At 63.1% G+C, this 15324-nt stretch carries 11 protein-coding genes and 1 pseudogene; 4 read left to right on the plus strand and 8 right to left on the minus strand.

Going from position 1 to position 15324, the window contains the following annotated elements:
* Window positions 1–31: 31 nt before the first annotated feature.
* The 8 genes from G3T16_RS04310 to G3T16_RS04345 form a co-directional block, all read right to left on the minus strand.
* Window positions 32–667: an XrtA/PEP-CTERM system exopolysaccharide export protein gene (locus G3T16_RS04310; protein ID WP_163493978.1), complete on the minus strand. Its 636-nt coding sequence runs from the start codon at window positions 665–667 to the stop codon at window positions 32–34.
* 81 nt (window positions 668–748) lie between these two features.
* Window positions 749–2392 carry an AAA family ATPase gene (locus G3T16_RS04315; RefSeq protein ID WP_163493979.1) on the minus strand — a complete coding sequence of 548 codons (1644 nt, stop codon included), beginning with the start codon at window positions 2390–2392 and terminating at the stop codon, window positions 749–751.
* A 115-nt stretch (window positions 2393–2507) separates the two neighbouring features.
* Complete coding sequence (locus G3T16_RS04320; protein WP_163493980.1) at window positions 2508–3578, minus strand: nucleotidyltransferase domain-containing protein; 1071 nt, start codon at window positions 3576–3578, stop codon at window positions 2508–2510.
* Window positions 3579–4442 carry an HprK-related kinase A gene (locus G3T16_RS04325; protein ID WP_197911889.1) on the minus strand — a complete coding sequence of 288 codons (864 nt, stop codon included), beginning with the start codon at window positions 4440–4442 and terminating at the stop codon, window positions 3579–3581.
* Between the two features lie 21 nt (window positions 4443–4463).
* Window positions 4464–4733, minus strand: coding sequence for an HPr-rel-A system PqqD family peptide chaperone (locus G3T16_RS04330; RefSeq protein ID WP_163493981.1), 270 nt, complete (start codon window positions 4731–4733; stop codon window positions 4464–4466).
* A 17-nt stretch (window positions 4734–4750) separates the two neighbouring features.
* Entirely contained in the window at window positions 4751–5380 is a 630-nt protein-coding gene (locus G3T16_RS04335; RefSeq protein WP_163493982.1) for a hypothetical protein, read from the minus strand.
* A 302-nt stretch (window positions 5381–5682) separates the two neighbouring features.
* On the minus strand, window positions 5683–6927 hold the full coding sequence (locus tag G3T16_RS04340) for a nucleotide sugar dehydrogenase (RefSeq protein WP_232059262.1): 1245 nt from the start codon (window positions 6925–6927) through the stop codon (window positions 5683–5685).
* An 18-nt stretch (window positions 6928–6945) separates the two neighbouring features.
* On the minus strand, window positions 6946–7974 hold the full coding sequence (locus G3T16_RS04345) for an SDR family oxidoreductase (protein WP_163493983.1): 1029 nt from the start codon (window positions 7972–7974) through the stop codon (window positions 6946–6948).
* Window positions 7975–8198: 224 nt separating this feature from the next.
* Between G3T16_RS04345 and prsK the strand changes: the two are divergent.
* The 4 genes and pseudogenes from prsK to G3T16_RS04365 all read left to right on the plus strand — a co-directional run bounded on the left by prsK (window position 8199) and on the right by G3T16_RS04365 (window position 15212).
* Window positions 8199–10267 (plus strand): annotated as a pseudogene (gene prsK, locus G3T16_RS21655) (XrtA/PEP-CTERM system histidine kinase PrsK).
* 18 nt (window positions 10268–10285) lie between these two features.
* Window positions 10286–11647: a PEP-CTERM-box response regulator transcription factor gene (gene prsR, locus G3T16_RS04355; RefSeq protein ID WP_163493984.1), complete on the plus strand. Its 1362-nt coding sequence runs from the start codon at window positions 10286–10288 to the stop codon at window positions 11645–11647.
* A 14-nt stretch (window positions 11648–11661) separates the two neighbouring features.
* Entirely contained in the window at window positions 11662–11811 is a 150-nt protein-coding gene (locus G3T16_RS04360; RefSeq protein ID WP_163493985.1) for a hypothetical protein, read from the plus strand.
* Window positions 11812–11873: 62 nt separating this feature from the next.
* On the plus strand, window positions 11874–15212 hold the full coding sequence (locus G3T16_RS04365; protein WP_163493986.1) for a VanZ family protein: 3339 nt from the start codon (window positions 11874–11876) through the stop codon (window positions 15210–15212).
* Window positions 15213–15324 lie beyond the last annotated feature (112 nt).

Below are 15324 nucleotides of genomic sequence, written 5' to 3' on the forward strand. Positions count from 1 at the left end.
CCGGCTTCAATACGAGGCTGCTGATACAGGTTCAGAACCAGGACTCTGAAATGATCACGATATCGCCGGGACGCAACGCCATGTTGGCGGAGATATCGCCATCCTTGAGCAGATCATCCAGCCGCAGGTCAAAGGATTCCTGCCGTCCCGAAAAGGTCCGTATCAACACCGAACGGTTGCCCGCCGCATATTCTGTCATTCCACCCACTGCGATCATCAGGTCCAGCAATGTCATGTGCTGGGAATAGGGGATGCTGGCAGGATCAGCGGCCTCGCCGACCACTCTCACCTGCTGTTGCGGCACGCCGACAAAGCCGTTGACGATAACGCTGACCACCGGCTGGCGTACATACTCGGCGTAGGCTTCCTCGATATCCCGCGCCAGTTCGGTGGAGGTCTTGCCGCTGGCGGGCAGATCCTCCACCAGACGGGTGGTGAACTTGCCATCCGGCCGTACAATACCGGTCGTGGAAAGTTCCTCATTGCCCCAGACAAAGATTTCCATTGTATCGCCCGGGCCAATGATGTAATTGTAATCCGGGATATCGAGACGGTCTGTCTCAGACACCGTGGGGCTGGAGCCACACCCGCTCAACAAAAGTGTCAGCAGCGCCCCCACCAGTGCCAGAAAGCCTGTGGATTGCGATACCTGAGATCCTGTGTTCATTTTCCTGCTCCTTCGGGCCGCCCGCGGCCGCTGCTTTTTCTTGAAGTCCAGTCCGTCAAACAGATCAAACCATAGTCTAATCTACGGCAAGTGTAACCAGCCAGTGTGACATGCATCACATCTATACGATCTTTTATTTATAAAACGGGACCCACCACAAGGCCCGCCCATGAATCCTGTCGCTGCCCACGACACCAGAATGATCGAGATCAGCAATATGATGGTCACTGTCCAGAAATCGCTGCGGTTGCGCCCGACGCGTCTGGAGGAAGACGGCGCACGGGCATGGGGCCGCCTGGTTTCCCCCGGAACAGACAAGACTTCCGTGACCGCGGCCTCCTTCGCTGGCACCGTCTGTGCTGCCAGGGCGGCTATTTCATCGCGGCTTCGCGGCTGCCGCCGGGAAGCCCTGCCGCGTTTGTCCGCCGGCACCGGGGCCCTCATGGTCGCCGCCTGGGACGGCTGCAGTGGAACAAAGGTGGAACCCGACGCACTGACCTGCTGTTGCCGCTCCGGCAGCTCCTCTGCCATCCGCGAGCGCACAGCTGCGTCCCCGGCTGCGCCGGAGACCACTTTAAGATGCTGGCGCTCGCTGCTGCGGCTCTCGGCAGCCTCATGCACCAGCTGCTCCATCTGCTGAGCCATATCAGGAGGCGGCGCACTGTCCTGGCCGGGCGCTGCCGCACCCTCCGACGCAGTGGAGCGATTATCTCCAGGCACTCCTGTCTCCTGCCCAACCGCTGCGGAATCTGCGGCGGTCGCGCCCGGCTCCTGTCGCGAACCGGCTGCAACCTGTGCAGAGCCGGCAGCGTCCGGCGAGCCAGCCACCTGCGGATCATCCTCCCCCGGCGCAGGCGCATCAAACTCGTCTTCAACCTGGAAGTCCCGATCAGTAAAGCCAGCACCGGCCGCAAGGCTCTCGTCCTGCAGCTCGCGTACCACTTCCTGCATGTCGGCCACAGTGACGCGATGTCTTTGCTCTACCGCGCAATGCAGCAGCAAGCGGCTGCATATCAGATTGATACGCCGGGGAATGCCTTCGCTGAACTTGTACACCAGCGGGAATATCGCACGGCTTATCGACGGATCCCCGCACCAGCCCACAACTTCCAGCCGATGCAGGATATAGGCCTCGGTCTCATCCAGCTCCAGCGGCCGCAGATGGGTGGCGGCGACTATGCGCTGATGTACCTGCTCGAGTTCGGGGCTGAGTACGAGTTCGCGCAACTCCGGCTGCCCCAGCAGAAAGATCTGCAACAACGGCCTGCCGTCGACCTGGATGTTGGTCAGCAGGCGCAGCTCCTCCATTGCGGAAACCGAAAGGTCCTGTGCCTCATCGACAATCAGCAGAGCGCGCCTTCCGTCCCGGTACCAGGACTTGAGCTGTTGTGTCAGACGTTGCAGCAGCTCACCTTTGTGAACGACCGCGGGGGCAACCCCGAATTCGTAGGCAACCAGCTTGAGCAGGTCATCCGCCTGCAGCTGGGTACACACCAGGTTGGCAAGGGTTACATTCTCACCCGCCAGTTGATCCAGTAACGCCCCTATCAACGTGGTTTTACCGGTTCCCGGGCGTCCGGTGATCATGACAAACCCTTCTGCCCGCAGAAAGGCGTAGGCCATGTAGGCGCGCGCCTTGGTATAGCCTTTGTGCGCATAGGCAAAGGCGTGATCCGGGCTGAGCCGGAAGGGCTCGGCATTGAAACGGTAGAACTGGTCGTACATGGCGACTCGTCACTACGAAAAATGGCTGGTGTGCGTAGGAATGTTGCATTCAAACACTGTGTATAGCAAGGGTCCCTCCCCGGCACACCTGCGGTTGTGACATCCTTCACAAACGCTAAGTGCGCTGGCCCACTGTCCTGGCCTCGTCGAACCGGCGCCGCCAGGCCTTTTTGAGCAAATGCGGCAGCAGCAAGTATAGTGGCATTCGCAGAAAATGTCCGCGGCAGTACAACAAGAACGCGGCCAGCCAATGCCCGGGCAGGCGGCAACTGGAATGGGACGGTGTAAAAATCCTGCGCCAGGCCCAGGCGAGCACCACATTGCGCCTTGCTACCGGTTGCAGGCACTGCTCGGGTACCGGCGCCGCCAGCAGCCGGTGGCACTCAGCCAGCGCCGGTTGCAGATATGGCAGCAAGCCCAGTGTGTCGGCGCGCTGCAGCAGCCGGGGGACAAATCCGGCATCCTGCGCTGTGAAACGCTGCAGCAGCAGCTGAAAATCCGACAGGTCACGCAGCCCGTTCTGGTACTCGCCCTCGGCAAACAGGTGCACCGCCGAGTGGATACACAGGTCCGTGTCGCTCAGGGTATGCACCGGGCCGAGCCGGGGATGCTGGTGGCACTGCAGCTCGAATTGCCGAACGTCCGGCACGCTGCGGTTGGTCAATGGAAGGATGTTGTGGTGTACGTCCAGGATCGTGCCGCGTCGGGCGTGACGCAATGGCGGAATTTCATGCATCCATTGCCGATAATAGTGATCATCATAGTCGTCCACGTGGCTGCGCACCCAGTGGCGCATGCGCAGCTGGCGCTCGATCAGGGTCAGATGCTTGCGGGGCACCAGAATGTCGATATCGGCGAAGGTCCGGCCCTGCGCCACCGGCAACTGCAGCGCGATATAGGCCGCGCCCTTGAGCACCACCCAGTCGATCCCAAGCCGGGCAAACAGCCCGGACAGCTCCTCCAGTTCAAACAGCGCTTGTGCCTGTTGCCGCGCCGCCAGCTTGTGGGCACTGCTGAAATGCCAGCTGGCATAGTCCGGCAGACCAATGCCCTCACGCTGGGCAAGGTGCCAGATCCGGCCCAGCAAACCGGCCGCATCTGCCTGTACCGCCAGCTCGAAAAACTCCGCCGCGCCGAGGTCTGCCAGCCGTTCCGGCTCCCGCAATACCTGAGTGAGCAGGTTCATTCAGGCCACCAACTCGGTCAGGGCTGCATCGGCCAGCGCAAAATCGCTGTATTCCAGGCGATAGCATTCACAGCGCGAAAACATGCCGTACAGCAATTCGAAGGCTTCCAGCCCCAAAAGGTGGTAATTGAAACAATGGCCAATCACCTCCTCAAAAGCGGCTGGCCGGGGCAGTGATGTCAGCCTGACACCCGAACCGGGGACATAGCTCGGAAAGACCACCACCGCAGGCGGCGCCGGAGTCCGCATCGCACGGAGGCTGTCGACAGGAGGCTGCAGCAGCGCCACGGAGCCCTTGCTGGTATCGTGGGCTGTGCGGCTGAAGACGCCGCCGCCGATGAAATCGGCGATAATACCCACCGCATCGTTTTTCAGGTTGATTGCGCGCGGGAACGGATGCACCTGCGCATCCGCCAGCCCCAGCAGCGCGAGTTCATCCGAAAACAGGCGCCAGCCCGAATAGGCCAGGGCAGCGGTCAAGGTGCTCTTGCCCGCCCCCTGCACCGCCGGCATCACGATGGCCTTGCCGTTACGCTCCACCACCCCTGCGTGCACGATCAGATACTGGTGGGCGTGGTTCGCCACGCACCAGTTCATGCCCCACTCCAGCATCGCATAGCCCTGGTCCCGCGGCAGGGGTTTGAACGGACGCTGCTCATTGCGGAAAAAATCGACCTGGGGCTTGATGAAGCGGCGCCAGGGCAGACGGGTGCGGACCGAGAGATCAAAATCCACGAAGTCCGGGCGCGCGGGTAATGCAACGTGTTGATAAATGCGCTGCAGATCCGCTGCGACCGCGGCGTTGTCAGTGGCTACTGCAAATGTGAACGGCCCGATGGCCAGGTTGGCATGGTACTGAGTCACCGGCAAGGCCTGGGCAGTAATTTATCGTGCCCGGAGAATACCAGCTTCGACAGCCCCGGTCAGGAATTCTTCCAGCTCCGCGGGCAGTGTATCGGACCCGGCTGCGCCCTGGACAGTGGACCAATGCCGTGCAATATCAGCTTCAGCCATCGCCCCGCCGCCAAGCTCGTCCATCAACACGGCACCGGCCCCGGCTATAAAATGGGTGTCGCCCGAGCGCCCGTCATACACCACCTTGACGCCATCGAGTTCCCTGATGATCAGGCCCGGAGCGGCAGTGAAATGCCGCATCTCGCGTCCTCCCGGGCTCAATCGATGGTCTGCGACTGCTCCCAAAGGCTCAGATACGTGCCGTTGGGGCCCCCTTGATAGACCGCCTGGATGTCGCCGAGCGTGTATGGGAAATAAAACTCGGGATCCACTTTGTCCAGAATGCTGCAGCCACCGGGGTCACCCTCGCAGGCCAGCAGCAGATTCTCCCACAACAAGGCATTCAACGCTGCGGAGGCACACTGCCGCTCCCAACCGTGGTTACCGCCGCCAAGTGCGTCTGCAATGGTGGATTCTGCGCCAAGCCCCGGTTTTTTCTTGTCCTCGCGAGTGGAAGGACCGTCGCTGGTATTGATCGGACCCAGCAGCCGGGCCACCGGCGTCTGGGGGTTGAGGCCGGTGTGCTCCCACAACCCATTGTGGTTGGCGGATCCGTTGAGCCACCCGCCGGGGCTGTAGGACACCAGTGTACAGGGCTCCTCATCGTGCTGGCCGGACAAATTGCCGGACAAATTGCCGGAAATGGAGCAGTGACTGGCCCACACCGGCCGGCTGACCACGGTGCTCAATAGAGCGGCGCCTGCTGCCGTCTTGACGAAGGCGCGTCGCTTCGGCCCCGTGGTGGGCTTGTCCAACGTCTGCTTGTTGCTTTCGTCTGTGTCGTTCATCGTCCCGTGCTCTCTGGGTTGAATGTCGCTTCCCATGGACAGCTGTCCAGTAATGGATCAACGTCCCGAATGCGTGCTTCAAGTGTAGCAAGCAAAAATCATACCGCAATCTTAATCTCTTGATATTTCAGTGCTTTTGCCAATCAGATCACACTATCAGTGGAGACCTGCCGTATTCATTGTAAAAAAAATCGACACCCGAAACCAAACCCTCACCGCAGGCATCATCATAGCTTACAGACGCCATAATGCCAGCCCACTGGCCGCCGCCTGCTGCCGGTCCAGCACACCCTTCACATCCATTACCACCCCATTGGGGCCCAGCAGCGGCAGCACCACATCCAGCCCGCGCGCCAGATAGTCGGCATGGGGGACCGCCAGCACCACCGCATGAGCCGCTGGCAACTCACTCCAGGGGTCAGGGTTACGCCGTACTCCAGCTGAGCCTCTTCCGGGCTGGCCAGCGGGTCGTGGACAATCACATCACAGCAATAATCCTGCAGTTCGCGGATGATATCCTCCACCCGCGAGTTGCGCAGGTCCGGGCAGTTTTCCTTGAAGGTCAGCCCCAGGACGATCACTCGAGCCCCGGCGACGGGGTGACCCCGCCCGACCAGCTGCTTCACGGTCTGCTCGGCAATGAATTTGCCCATGCCGTCATTGGTCTGGCGCCCGCCCAGCACCACCTGCGGGTGGTAGCCGACGCTTTCCGCCTTGTAGGTCAGGTAGTAGGGATCGACCCCGATGCAATGACCGCCCACCAGGCCCGGCCGGAACGGCAGGAAATTCCATTTGGTGCCGGCCGCCTCCAGCACGTCCAGGGTGTCGATGCCGAGCTTGTTGAAAATCAGCGCCAGCTCGTTCATCAGCGCGATATTCAGGTCGCGCTGGGTATTCTCGATCACCTTGGCAGCCTCGGCGACCTTGACACTGGCGGCCCGGTGAACCCCGGCCTCGACCACGCTCTCGTACAGCTGCGCCACCCGTTCCAGGGTCTGGGGAGTGTCGCCCGAGACCACCTTGGTGATGGTTTCGAGCCGGTGAACCTTGTCGCCCGGGTTGATGCGCTCGGGCGAGTAACCGATGAAAAAGCCCTGCTCCGCAGCCACTGCAGCACCGTCGCGGCCCGCCCACTGCAAGCCGGAGCCGGCCTCCAGCAGCGGCACACACACTTCCTCGGTGCAGCCGGGGTAGACGGTGGATTCATAGATGACGATGGTACCCGGACGCAGATGAGCGGCCACCGTACGCGAAGCACCCTCCAGCGGGCTGAGGTCGGGGCGGTGGGCATGATCGATCGGGGTCGGCACCACCACAATAATGATGGAGGCCTCGGCCAATTGCGCGGGATCGGTGGTGAACTCCAACTGCGACGCCGCGGCCAGCTGCTCCCGGCTCACCTCGCCGCTGGGGTCATGACCCTCGCGATAGTGGTTCAGCTTCTGTTCGTTGAGGTCAAAACCAATTGTCCGGCGACGGCTGCCAAAAGCCACTGCCAACGGCAGGCCGACATAGCCCAGGCCGACAATCCCCACGGTCTCATTCATAGCATGCATGCCTGTAGTCTAGCGTTTTGATCGGGACTCGAACCATTCCGCGGTGCGCGCCAGCCCCGCGGACACATCGAAGGCAGGCCGGTAGCCCAGCAAGCTGGCGGCCTTGCCGATGTCAGCCTGCGAGTGCCGCACATCGCCCTCGCGAAAGTCATCGTACTGTGGCTGCGCTTGGGCCAACTCCGGCCGGTGCTCGGCCAGCAGATCGCGAATAGTGTAGAACAGTTCGTTCAATGTGGTACGGCCGCCAAACGCGACATTGTAGACCTGGTCCACCGCTGCCGGATCATTCACCATGGCCGCCAGCAGATTGGCCTGCACCACATTGTCGATGAAACAGAAATCGCGGGAGGTCTCACCGTCGCCATTAATCCGGCAGCTCTTGCCGTCCACCATCTCCCCGAACCAGCGCGGGATAACAGCAGCGTAGGCGCCCTGGGGATCCTGGCGCGGACCAAACACATTGAAGTAGCGCAGGCCGATCAGTTCCATGCCATAGGCCCGGCTGAACACGTCTGCATACAATTCGTTCACGTACTTGGTCACGGCATAGGGTGACAGCGGCTTGCCAATGCTATCTTCCACCTTGGGCAATCCCGGATGGTCGCCATAGGTGGACGAAGAGGCCGCATAGACGACGCGCCGTACTCCCGCGTCGCGTGCGGCCACCAGCACATTGACGAAACCGTCGATATTGACCGCATTGGTGAGCAGGGGATCTTCCAGTGAGCGCGGCACACTGCCCAGCGCCGCCTGGTGCAGTACATAATCGACTCCCGCGACCGCCTGCCGGCAGTCTTCCAGCGAGCGGATGTCTCCCTCCACAAAGCGCAGCTCCCCGCCAGCGGCGCAGGCCTGCTCAGCGGCTTCGATATTATGGCGGTAGCCGGTGGCGAAGTTGTCCAGCGCCACCACCCTCTGCCCCAGCCCGACCAGGGTCTCCGCCAGATGCGAGCCGATGAAACCGGCTGCTCCGGTGACAAGCCAGGTAGCGGGAGCAGCACGCAACCGGTGTTCTGTAGCCTGAAATGATTCTTCCACTGTCTGCAGCCTTCCTTGTCCGGATCCGGCTTCCGGCAGCGCCGGAGCTCTGTTTTGTGCGGCGGTTCTCGCTTGCACGTTGTCGACGTTTACACTGTGAGGGTGGGAGTATAAGGTCTCCGGGTTACCACGGCCATGCCAAAGCGTGACAGCGGCCACAGTTTAGCAGGGCGACCCGGCCAGCACAGGCCGGTGACAGCCCCTTCGGGGACAGACACATCGACATGCTGGAGAACATCGGGTTCTTTACCCACCTGGTTGCCAGTACCAGTTTTGCGGTACTTGCAGCCCTGCTGATCCTGCAGTGGCGAGTCAGACCACTGGGGCCCGCCTTGCTGGTGGCCTGCAGCGCCACCAGTGGCTGGGCCGCCGCAATCGCCTTTGGCGCGCTGCACGACTATGAGCCAATGGCTTTGATCCAGCTACTGGAACTGGCCCGCAACGCCGCCTGGCTCTTTTTCCTGCTGCAACTGCTGGGCCTGCAGAGTGATGATACCCCCTGGTCAGTCCACGGTCGCCGCTGGCGCCGAGCGTTCCTGGTCACACTGACCGGCGCGCTGGCTCTGGTCCTGGCTCCTGCGTTGTTGGCACCCGATTCTCCAGCTCTTGTCCTGGTCTACGAGTTCGCGATTTTGCTGTGGCTGGTACTGGCATTGATTGGCCTGCTGGTCATCGAGCAGTTGTACCGCAATGCCAGCCAGGGCGAACGCTGGTCCCTGAAGTATCTGTGTTTCGGCCTGGGAGCGCTGTTTGCCTTTGACTTCTTCATGTATTCCGAGGCCCTGCTATTCCGGCAACTGGATGCCGAACTGTGGCAGGCACGCGGACTTGTAAATGCTGTGGCCACCCCCTGGTTGGCTGTGGCCATTGCCCGCAACAGCAACTGGCGGGTCAATCTGCACCTGTCCCGCCAGGTGGTATTTCACACTGTGACCCTGATGGGCGCCGGCCTGTACCTGCTGGGCATGGCGGTAATCGGCTATTTCATCAAGTACCTGGGCGGCAGCTGGGGCGGTGTACTGCAGCTGGGCTTTCTGGCCGCAGCCGGCGTATTGCTGTTCAGCCTGCTGTTCTCCGGCAAGTTTCGCGCCCTGCTGCGGGTCCAGCTGAGCAAGCATTTCTTCAGCTACCGCTATGATTACCGCGATGAATGGCTGAAGTTCACCCAGGCCCTGGCGGGACTGAACCAGGATGTTGCCGAGGGCATCATCCGGACCATGGCGCCGCTGGTGAGCAGTCCCGCGGGCCTGCTCTGGGGCGGCAGCGAAGGCCAGCCAATGCGGCTGCTGGCCCACTGGGAAATGCCACCGCCCGAGCAGGCGCACAAGGGACTGGGAACACTACCCGCCTGGCTGCAACAGCGGGACTGGGTGATAGACCTGCAGGAATGGCGCCGAGTACCCGATCTCTATGGCGACCTGCAGCTGCCCCCTGGTTGCTGCAGGAGACGCAATTGTGGCTGATCATTCCGCTGGTCTTCCGGGAGCGGATCGAGGGAGTGCTGATGCTCAAGAGATCTACCTTCAAGCACAGCATCAACTGGGAGGACCGGGACCTGCTCAAGACCGCCGGCCGCCAGGCCGCCAGCCACCTGGCGCAGCACCTGGCCAGCCAGGCGCTGGTGGAAGCACGCCAGTTCGACGCCTTCAACCGGCTGTCTGCCTACGTGGTCCACGATCTGAAGAATATTCTGGCCCAGCAGTCACTGATCGTGTCCAATGCCGCGCGCCACCGCGACAACCCGGCATTCATAGATGACATGATCAGCACCGTGGAAAACTCGGTTGCGCGCATGCAGAGACTGATGGAGCAGATGCGCACCGGCCTGCGCAGTACCAGCGCCGAACAGGTACTGCTGAGGCCCCTGTTACAACAAGTCGTTGCCGGCCGCAGCGGAGCCAAACCAGTGCCGGAGTTGGCTCCGGGAGACAGTGATTTTCAGGTCGAGGCAGATGACGAACGCCTGGCCACCGTATTCAACCACCTGATCCAGAATGCCCAGGAAGCGACCCCCCCCGACGGCGCTGTCACCGTGAGCTTGCACAACGAGGACGCGCAGGTCAGGGTGGATATCAGCGACAACGGCCGCGGCATGGACGAGCAGTTCCTGCGGGAGCGCCTGTTCCGCCCATTCGAGTCCACCAAGGGACTGACCGGCATGGGCATCGGCGCCTTCGAAAGCCGCGAGTACATCCGCCAGATTGGCGGCGATATCCAGGTGCAGAGTGCGCAGGGCCAGGGCAGCGTATTCCAGGTCACGCTGCCGGTGGCGAGCGGCGCCCCTACTGATTGACAGACGAACGGAAACGACATGGCGAAGACAACAACCAGACACCTGTTGGTGGTGGAAGATGACAAGGGACTGCAGAGCCAGCTCCGCTGGGCCTTCGACGGTTACGAAGTCGCCGTCGCCGGCGAGCGCAGCGAGGCCATCACGGCACTGCGCCGCTTCCAGCCCGGCGTGGTACTGCTGGATCTCGGGCTGCCGCCGGATCCGGGCGGGGTGACCGAAGGGTTGGCCACGCTGCGGGAAATCCTGAGCCTGGCTCCCGAAACCAAGGTGATCGTGGTCACCGGCGACAACGATCGCGCCAACGCGGTCAAGGCCATTGCCGGCGGCGCCTATGACTTCCACCAGAAGCCGGCTGACGCCGAACTGCTGGCACTGCTGGTGGACCGGGCCTACCACATGTTTGAACTGGAAATCGAGAACCGGCGCCTGCAACAAGCCGACGAAAACATGCCGTTGCGGGGCATTATCGCCATCAGTCCGCAAATGCTGAAGGTCTGCCGCACCGTCGAAAAAATCGCACCCACGGATATCACCACGCTGCTGCTTGGTGCCAGCGGCACCGGCAAGGAGCGCTTCGCCCGGGCCCTGCATGAACTCAGCCCCCGCGGCGGCAACCGGCTGGTGGCTATCAACTGCGCCGCAATTCCCGAGAACCTGCTGGAGAGCGAACTGTTCGGCTACGAGAAAGGCGCCTTTACCGGCGCCAATCAACAGACTCCCGGCAAGATCGAATTCGCCCACCAGGGAACCTTGTTCCTCGATGAAATAGGCGACCTGCCGCTGGAATTGCAGGCCAAGCTGCTGCGCTTCCTGCAGGAGCGGGTGGTGGAAAGAATCGGCGGCCGCAAGGAAATTGCCGTCGACGTGCGTATCGTCTGTGCCACCCACCAGGATCTGGAACAGCAGATGCGCGAAGGCCGTTTCCGCGAGGATTTGTACTACCGGGTCAGCGAGATGACCATCAACATTCCCGCGCTGCGGGAGCGCACCGGCGATGCCGCAGTACTGGCGAAGGCGTTTCTGGCGCGGTTTGCCGCCGAACTGGGCACCGGGGTCAAGGGTTTCGATGCCGGCGCCCTCAATGCCATAGAGCACTACGCCTGGCCAGGCAATGTCCGCGAACTCGAAAGCCGCATCAAGCGCGCCGCGATCATGGCCGAAGGCAGCCAGGTAAGCGCGGAGGACCTGGAGCTGGAAACCAGCCCGGAAGGCCTGCAGGGCATGCCCCTGAACCTGCGGCAGGTGCGCGAAGCGGCCGAACGGGAGGCGATCATTCGCGCCCTGGGCCACGCCGACGACAATGTCTCGGAGGCGGCGGCCCTGCTGGGCGTGACGCGCCCTACCCTGTACAGTATGCTGGAAAAATACGGGCTCAAATAAACGGAGCAGCAATTGTGATCACGCGGGATCGGCGCAAGTCAGAACGCGGTGCACCCGACCGGCGCGGCAGCAAGCGCCGGGACCTGCCATGGTGGGGCTATGCCCTGGGACTGACAGCCGCCGCGATTGTTTTCAGCCTGTTCTGGTCGCTGGTTTACAGCTAGTACCCACCAAGGTGGCATCACCGCATGCGGGTGAGGACGAGGGTGACGGAATACCATTCTCCATGATCCGGAACCGGACACAGCTGGCGTTGCTCGCACTCGCCTACACGGCATTGCTTGTCTATGGAACCTGGTTCCCGCTGAGTGACTGGGACTGGTCCCGCGGTGGCCCCGGCGCATTGCTGGCGCTGGAGTGGCCGGCGCACAGTCCGCGCTCCGATGTCATTCTCAACCTGATTGTCTACATGCCCCTGGGCCTGCTGCTCGGCTTGCTGCTCGGCGGTGCGGCGCCGCGGCGCGTGGTACTGGCCACCCTGACCGGCGCGGCACTGTCGCTGCTGCTGGAATTCGGCCAGACCTTCCTGCCCGGCCGAACAAGCTCGCTGGCGGATCTGGCCCTGAACACCACCGGCACCGTGTTGGGCGCGCTCGCCGCTGCCGCGATGTCGCAGGTGCCACTGCTGCATGGTCTCGCGGCGCAGCTGCAAGCCAGCCTGCGGGAGCCCGGGCTGGGGCGGCTGGGTCTGTGCGCCCTGGTCCTGTGGGCGTTGTCACAGTGGCTGCCTTTCGTGCCCTCGCTGGACCTCGGCAATCTGCGCGCCGGGCTGGCGCCGCTGAAAGCCACGCTTGTTGGCGGCGAGGCGTTGTCCGGGGTGCGCTTCACCAGCTACGCGCTGATGTTGCTCGGGGTAGGCGCTGTGGCACTGGCGACGCTGCGACCGGCCAGGGGCCGTGCTGGCTGGCTGGCGCTGGCCATGCTGGGGGTCTTGCTGATCAAGGTCCCCCTTCTCGGCCGGGTGCTCTCCAGCGAGGCGCTGCTGGCTGCCATCTGCATGCTGCCGCTGCTGTTGCTGCTGCAGCGCTTTCCACCCGCCCGACTGCGGCTGCTGGGACTGCTGGCGCTGGCGGCCTTCTACAGCCACGGCGTGCTGCAGCCTGCGCTGGCCGATACCTCCCTGCGCAGCATGAACTGGGTCCTGCTGCGCGGTCATATCCACAGCGTACACGGCCTCGCCAATCTGCTGGAAACCATCTGGGTATTTGTCGCCTTGGCTTTCGTGCTGTCACCGCGTCGGCCCCGCGGACGTTCATTCTGGCTGTTGCAGGGCCTCGGACTGCTGATCGTGGTGTTTGCGCTGGAGTGGTATCAGCAGTATGTGCCCGGGCGCCACGCAGATATCACCGATGTCCTGGTAGCGCTGGCCGCCTGGGCAATGGCCAGTCGCTGGCGCTGGGGAGACAGTGCGACCACCACTGCTCCGGCAGCTCCAGCTCGCGCCGCCCGGCCGGTGGCGGGACGGAACTACCGCCGTGAGGTGCTGCTGGCGCTGGCGCTCGTGTCTGCGCTGGTGGTAGCCGCCCGCTTCCTTGCCGGCTCTACGGATGACTATAGCCCCTACAATTTGCCGGATATCGATTCGCTGGCGGCGCCCGAACTGCCGGGCTTCCGCTACGGGCATCCGCGCCTGCCCGCTCCGGACCAGGCGGATATCGAGCTGATTGAGCAATTCAATCCGGCCTTCTGGGAGCGTCACAGGCGCGCAGCTGCCAACGGCGAACTGTATTCGCGCATCCTGATGGCCCGGGTCGAGCCCGGCGCGGTTGACCTGGCGCGGTTGCACCGCGACCTGCTGGCGCTGCAGTTCACCGGCCGGGGCCAGCAGCAGACGAAACCACTGGCCGTGGCCTATGACTGGCTCCATGCCAGCTGGACCGACAGCCAGCGACGCCAGTTGCGGCAGCGGCTCGAACAGGCCTGCGACTATCAGATCGATACCATCCGCAACCGGCTGGCACTGTCACCCTACAACGTCTACCTGTACAACAGTCCTCTGCAGGCACTGATGATGGCCGCTGTGGCGAGCCACGGGGACGGCGCCGATGACCGCTGCATGCGCTTTACCGCCGACTACTGGCGCAACCGGGTACTGCCGGTCTGGCGCCAGGTGATGGGCGACAATGGCGGCTGGCACGAGGGCGGCGAATATGTCGGCATCGGCATCGGCCAGGCCATCTACCAGTTGCCCGCATTGTGGCGCCAGGCCACCGGCGAAGATCTGTTCCAGGGTGAGTCCGGCATTCGTGGCTTCCTCGATTTTGCCATCTACCGCACCCGCCCCGACGGCACCCACATGCGCCTCGGCGACGCCAGCTTCTTCAACCGATCGATCCCCGACCTGGCTGCGCTGGCCATTGAATACCAGCACAAGCCCGCCTACACGCTGGCGCAGCCCCCTACCCGCCCCGCCCCGACGGCCTGGCCCTGGGGCCCGCTGTCCCAGGCCTCCCTGCACGACCCCGAAGCACGGGAGCAGCTACCCACCAGCCGCTTTTTCGACGGCATCGGCCTGTTGATTGCACGCTCGGACTGGAGCCCCGACGCCAGCTGGGTCAGCTTCAAGGCCGGCGACAACTACTGGTCCCACATGCACCTGGACCAGGGCGCGTTTACTCTGTTCAAGGGCGGCGCACTTGCCATCGACAGCGGCCTGTATGGGCCGCGATCACAGTCAGACCACCACCTGAACTACAGCTACCAGTCCATCGCCCACAACCTCGTCACCGTCACCGACCCCGCCGATACAGTGCCCATGCCACCCAGGCGCGCTGGTGAACAGCCGCGCCCGATTGCCAACGACGGCGGCCAGCGCCGGGTGGGCTCCGGCTGGGGCCGGGTTGCGCCGCTCGACTACCTGCACTGGGTACAGCAACAGGAGGACTACAGCACCGTGGACCGTCGCCTGCAGGGAGCGACCCGGGACTATGTCTGGATGGTGGCGGACCTCACGCCCGCCTACCGCAACCGCCGCTCGGGCCAGGGAGATTTCTCCGCCCGCAGCCGCCGGGTGGAGAGCTATCAGCGCAGCTTCATCTACAACCGCCGCCACGATATCGTTGTAGTCTACGACCGGGTGCGCGGCACTGAACCCCGGTTCCGCAAGAAGTGGCTGCTGCACAGCCTGCGGGAACCGCAGATTCGCGATTCACATTTCCGTATCGCCACCCCACCCGACCCGGACAAGAGCATGGCCGGCGGCGTCCTCCAGGGGCAGGTACTGCTGCCAGCATCGGCGGCGGTGGAGAAGATCGGCGGTCCCGGCTTTGAGTTCTTCGTCGACGGGGTGAACTATGACCAGGACGGCGCCGTGCAGGCGGCCATAGCGCGCAAACAGGACATCGAGGCCGGCGCCTGGCGGCTGGAGGTGCAACCGGGGATAGCGGATGAGCTGCATGAGTTTCTGGTGGTGATGACTCTGGACCTGCAGGGTGAGGAGCGGGATCCACCCGGAATTACGATGGACGTCGAAGCCGATGCCATCACGCTGCTATTGGCGGGCGAGGAACCGCTGCGACTCACTATTCCGCGCTCGCTGCGAGCGGTGGAGTTTCCCCATCCTTGATTCGGGCCGGATCGTAGCTGGTGAGGGCGGTGGGTGGCGGCCGAGAACGGCGCTCCCCTCTCGGGACACGCTGTGAATACATCCATGTGCCCAAAGCATTCGCTGCGCTCAT

Source organism: Kineobactrum salinum (genome assembly GCF_010669285.1).
Classification (GTDB): Bacteria; Pseudomonadota; Gammaproteobacteria; order Pseudomonadales; family Halieaceae; genus Kineobactrum; species Kineobactrum salinum.

What these genes read in the sequence shown, in the direction of transcription:
- G3T16_RS04320 (WP_163493980.1), bottom strand. Translation starts at nt 3,578, where the DNA reads ATGAACCTGCTCACTCAGGTATTGCGGGAGCCGGAACGGCTGGCAGAC.
- G3T16_RS04365 (WP_163493986.1), top strand. Translation starts at nt 11,874, where the DNA reads ATGATCCGGAACCGGACACAGCTGGCGTTGCTCGCACTCGCCTACACG.
- G3T16_RS04340 (WP_232059262.1), bottom strand. Translation starts at nt 6,927, where the DNA reads ATGAATGAGACCGTGGGGATTGTCGGCCTGGGCTATGTCGGCCTGCCG.
- G3T16_RS04315 (WP_163493979.1), bottom strand. Translation starts at nt 2,392, where the DNA reads ATGTACGACCAGTTCTACCGTTTCAATGCCGAGCCCTTCCGGCTCAGC.
- G3T16_RS04330 (WP_163493981.1), bottom strand. Translation starts at nt 4,733, where the DNA reads ATGCGGCATTTCACTGCCGCTCCGGGCCTGATCATCAGGGAACTCGAT.
- G3T16_RS04310 (WP_163493978.1), bottom strand. Translation starts at nt 667, where the DNA reads ATGAACACAGGATCTCAGGTATCGCAATCCACAGGCTTTCTGGCACTG.
- prsR (WP_163493984.1), top strand. Translation starts at nt 10,286, where the DNA reads ATGGCGAAGACAACAACCAGACACCTGTTGGTGGTGGAAGATGACAAG.
- G3T16_RS04335 (WP_163493982.1), bottom strand. Translation starts at nt 5,380, where the DNA reads ATGAACGACACAGACGAAAGCAACAAGCAGACGTTGGACAAGCCCACC.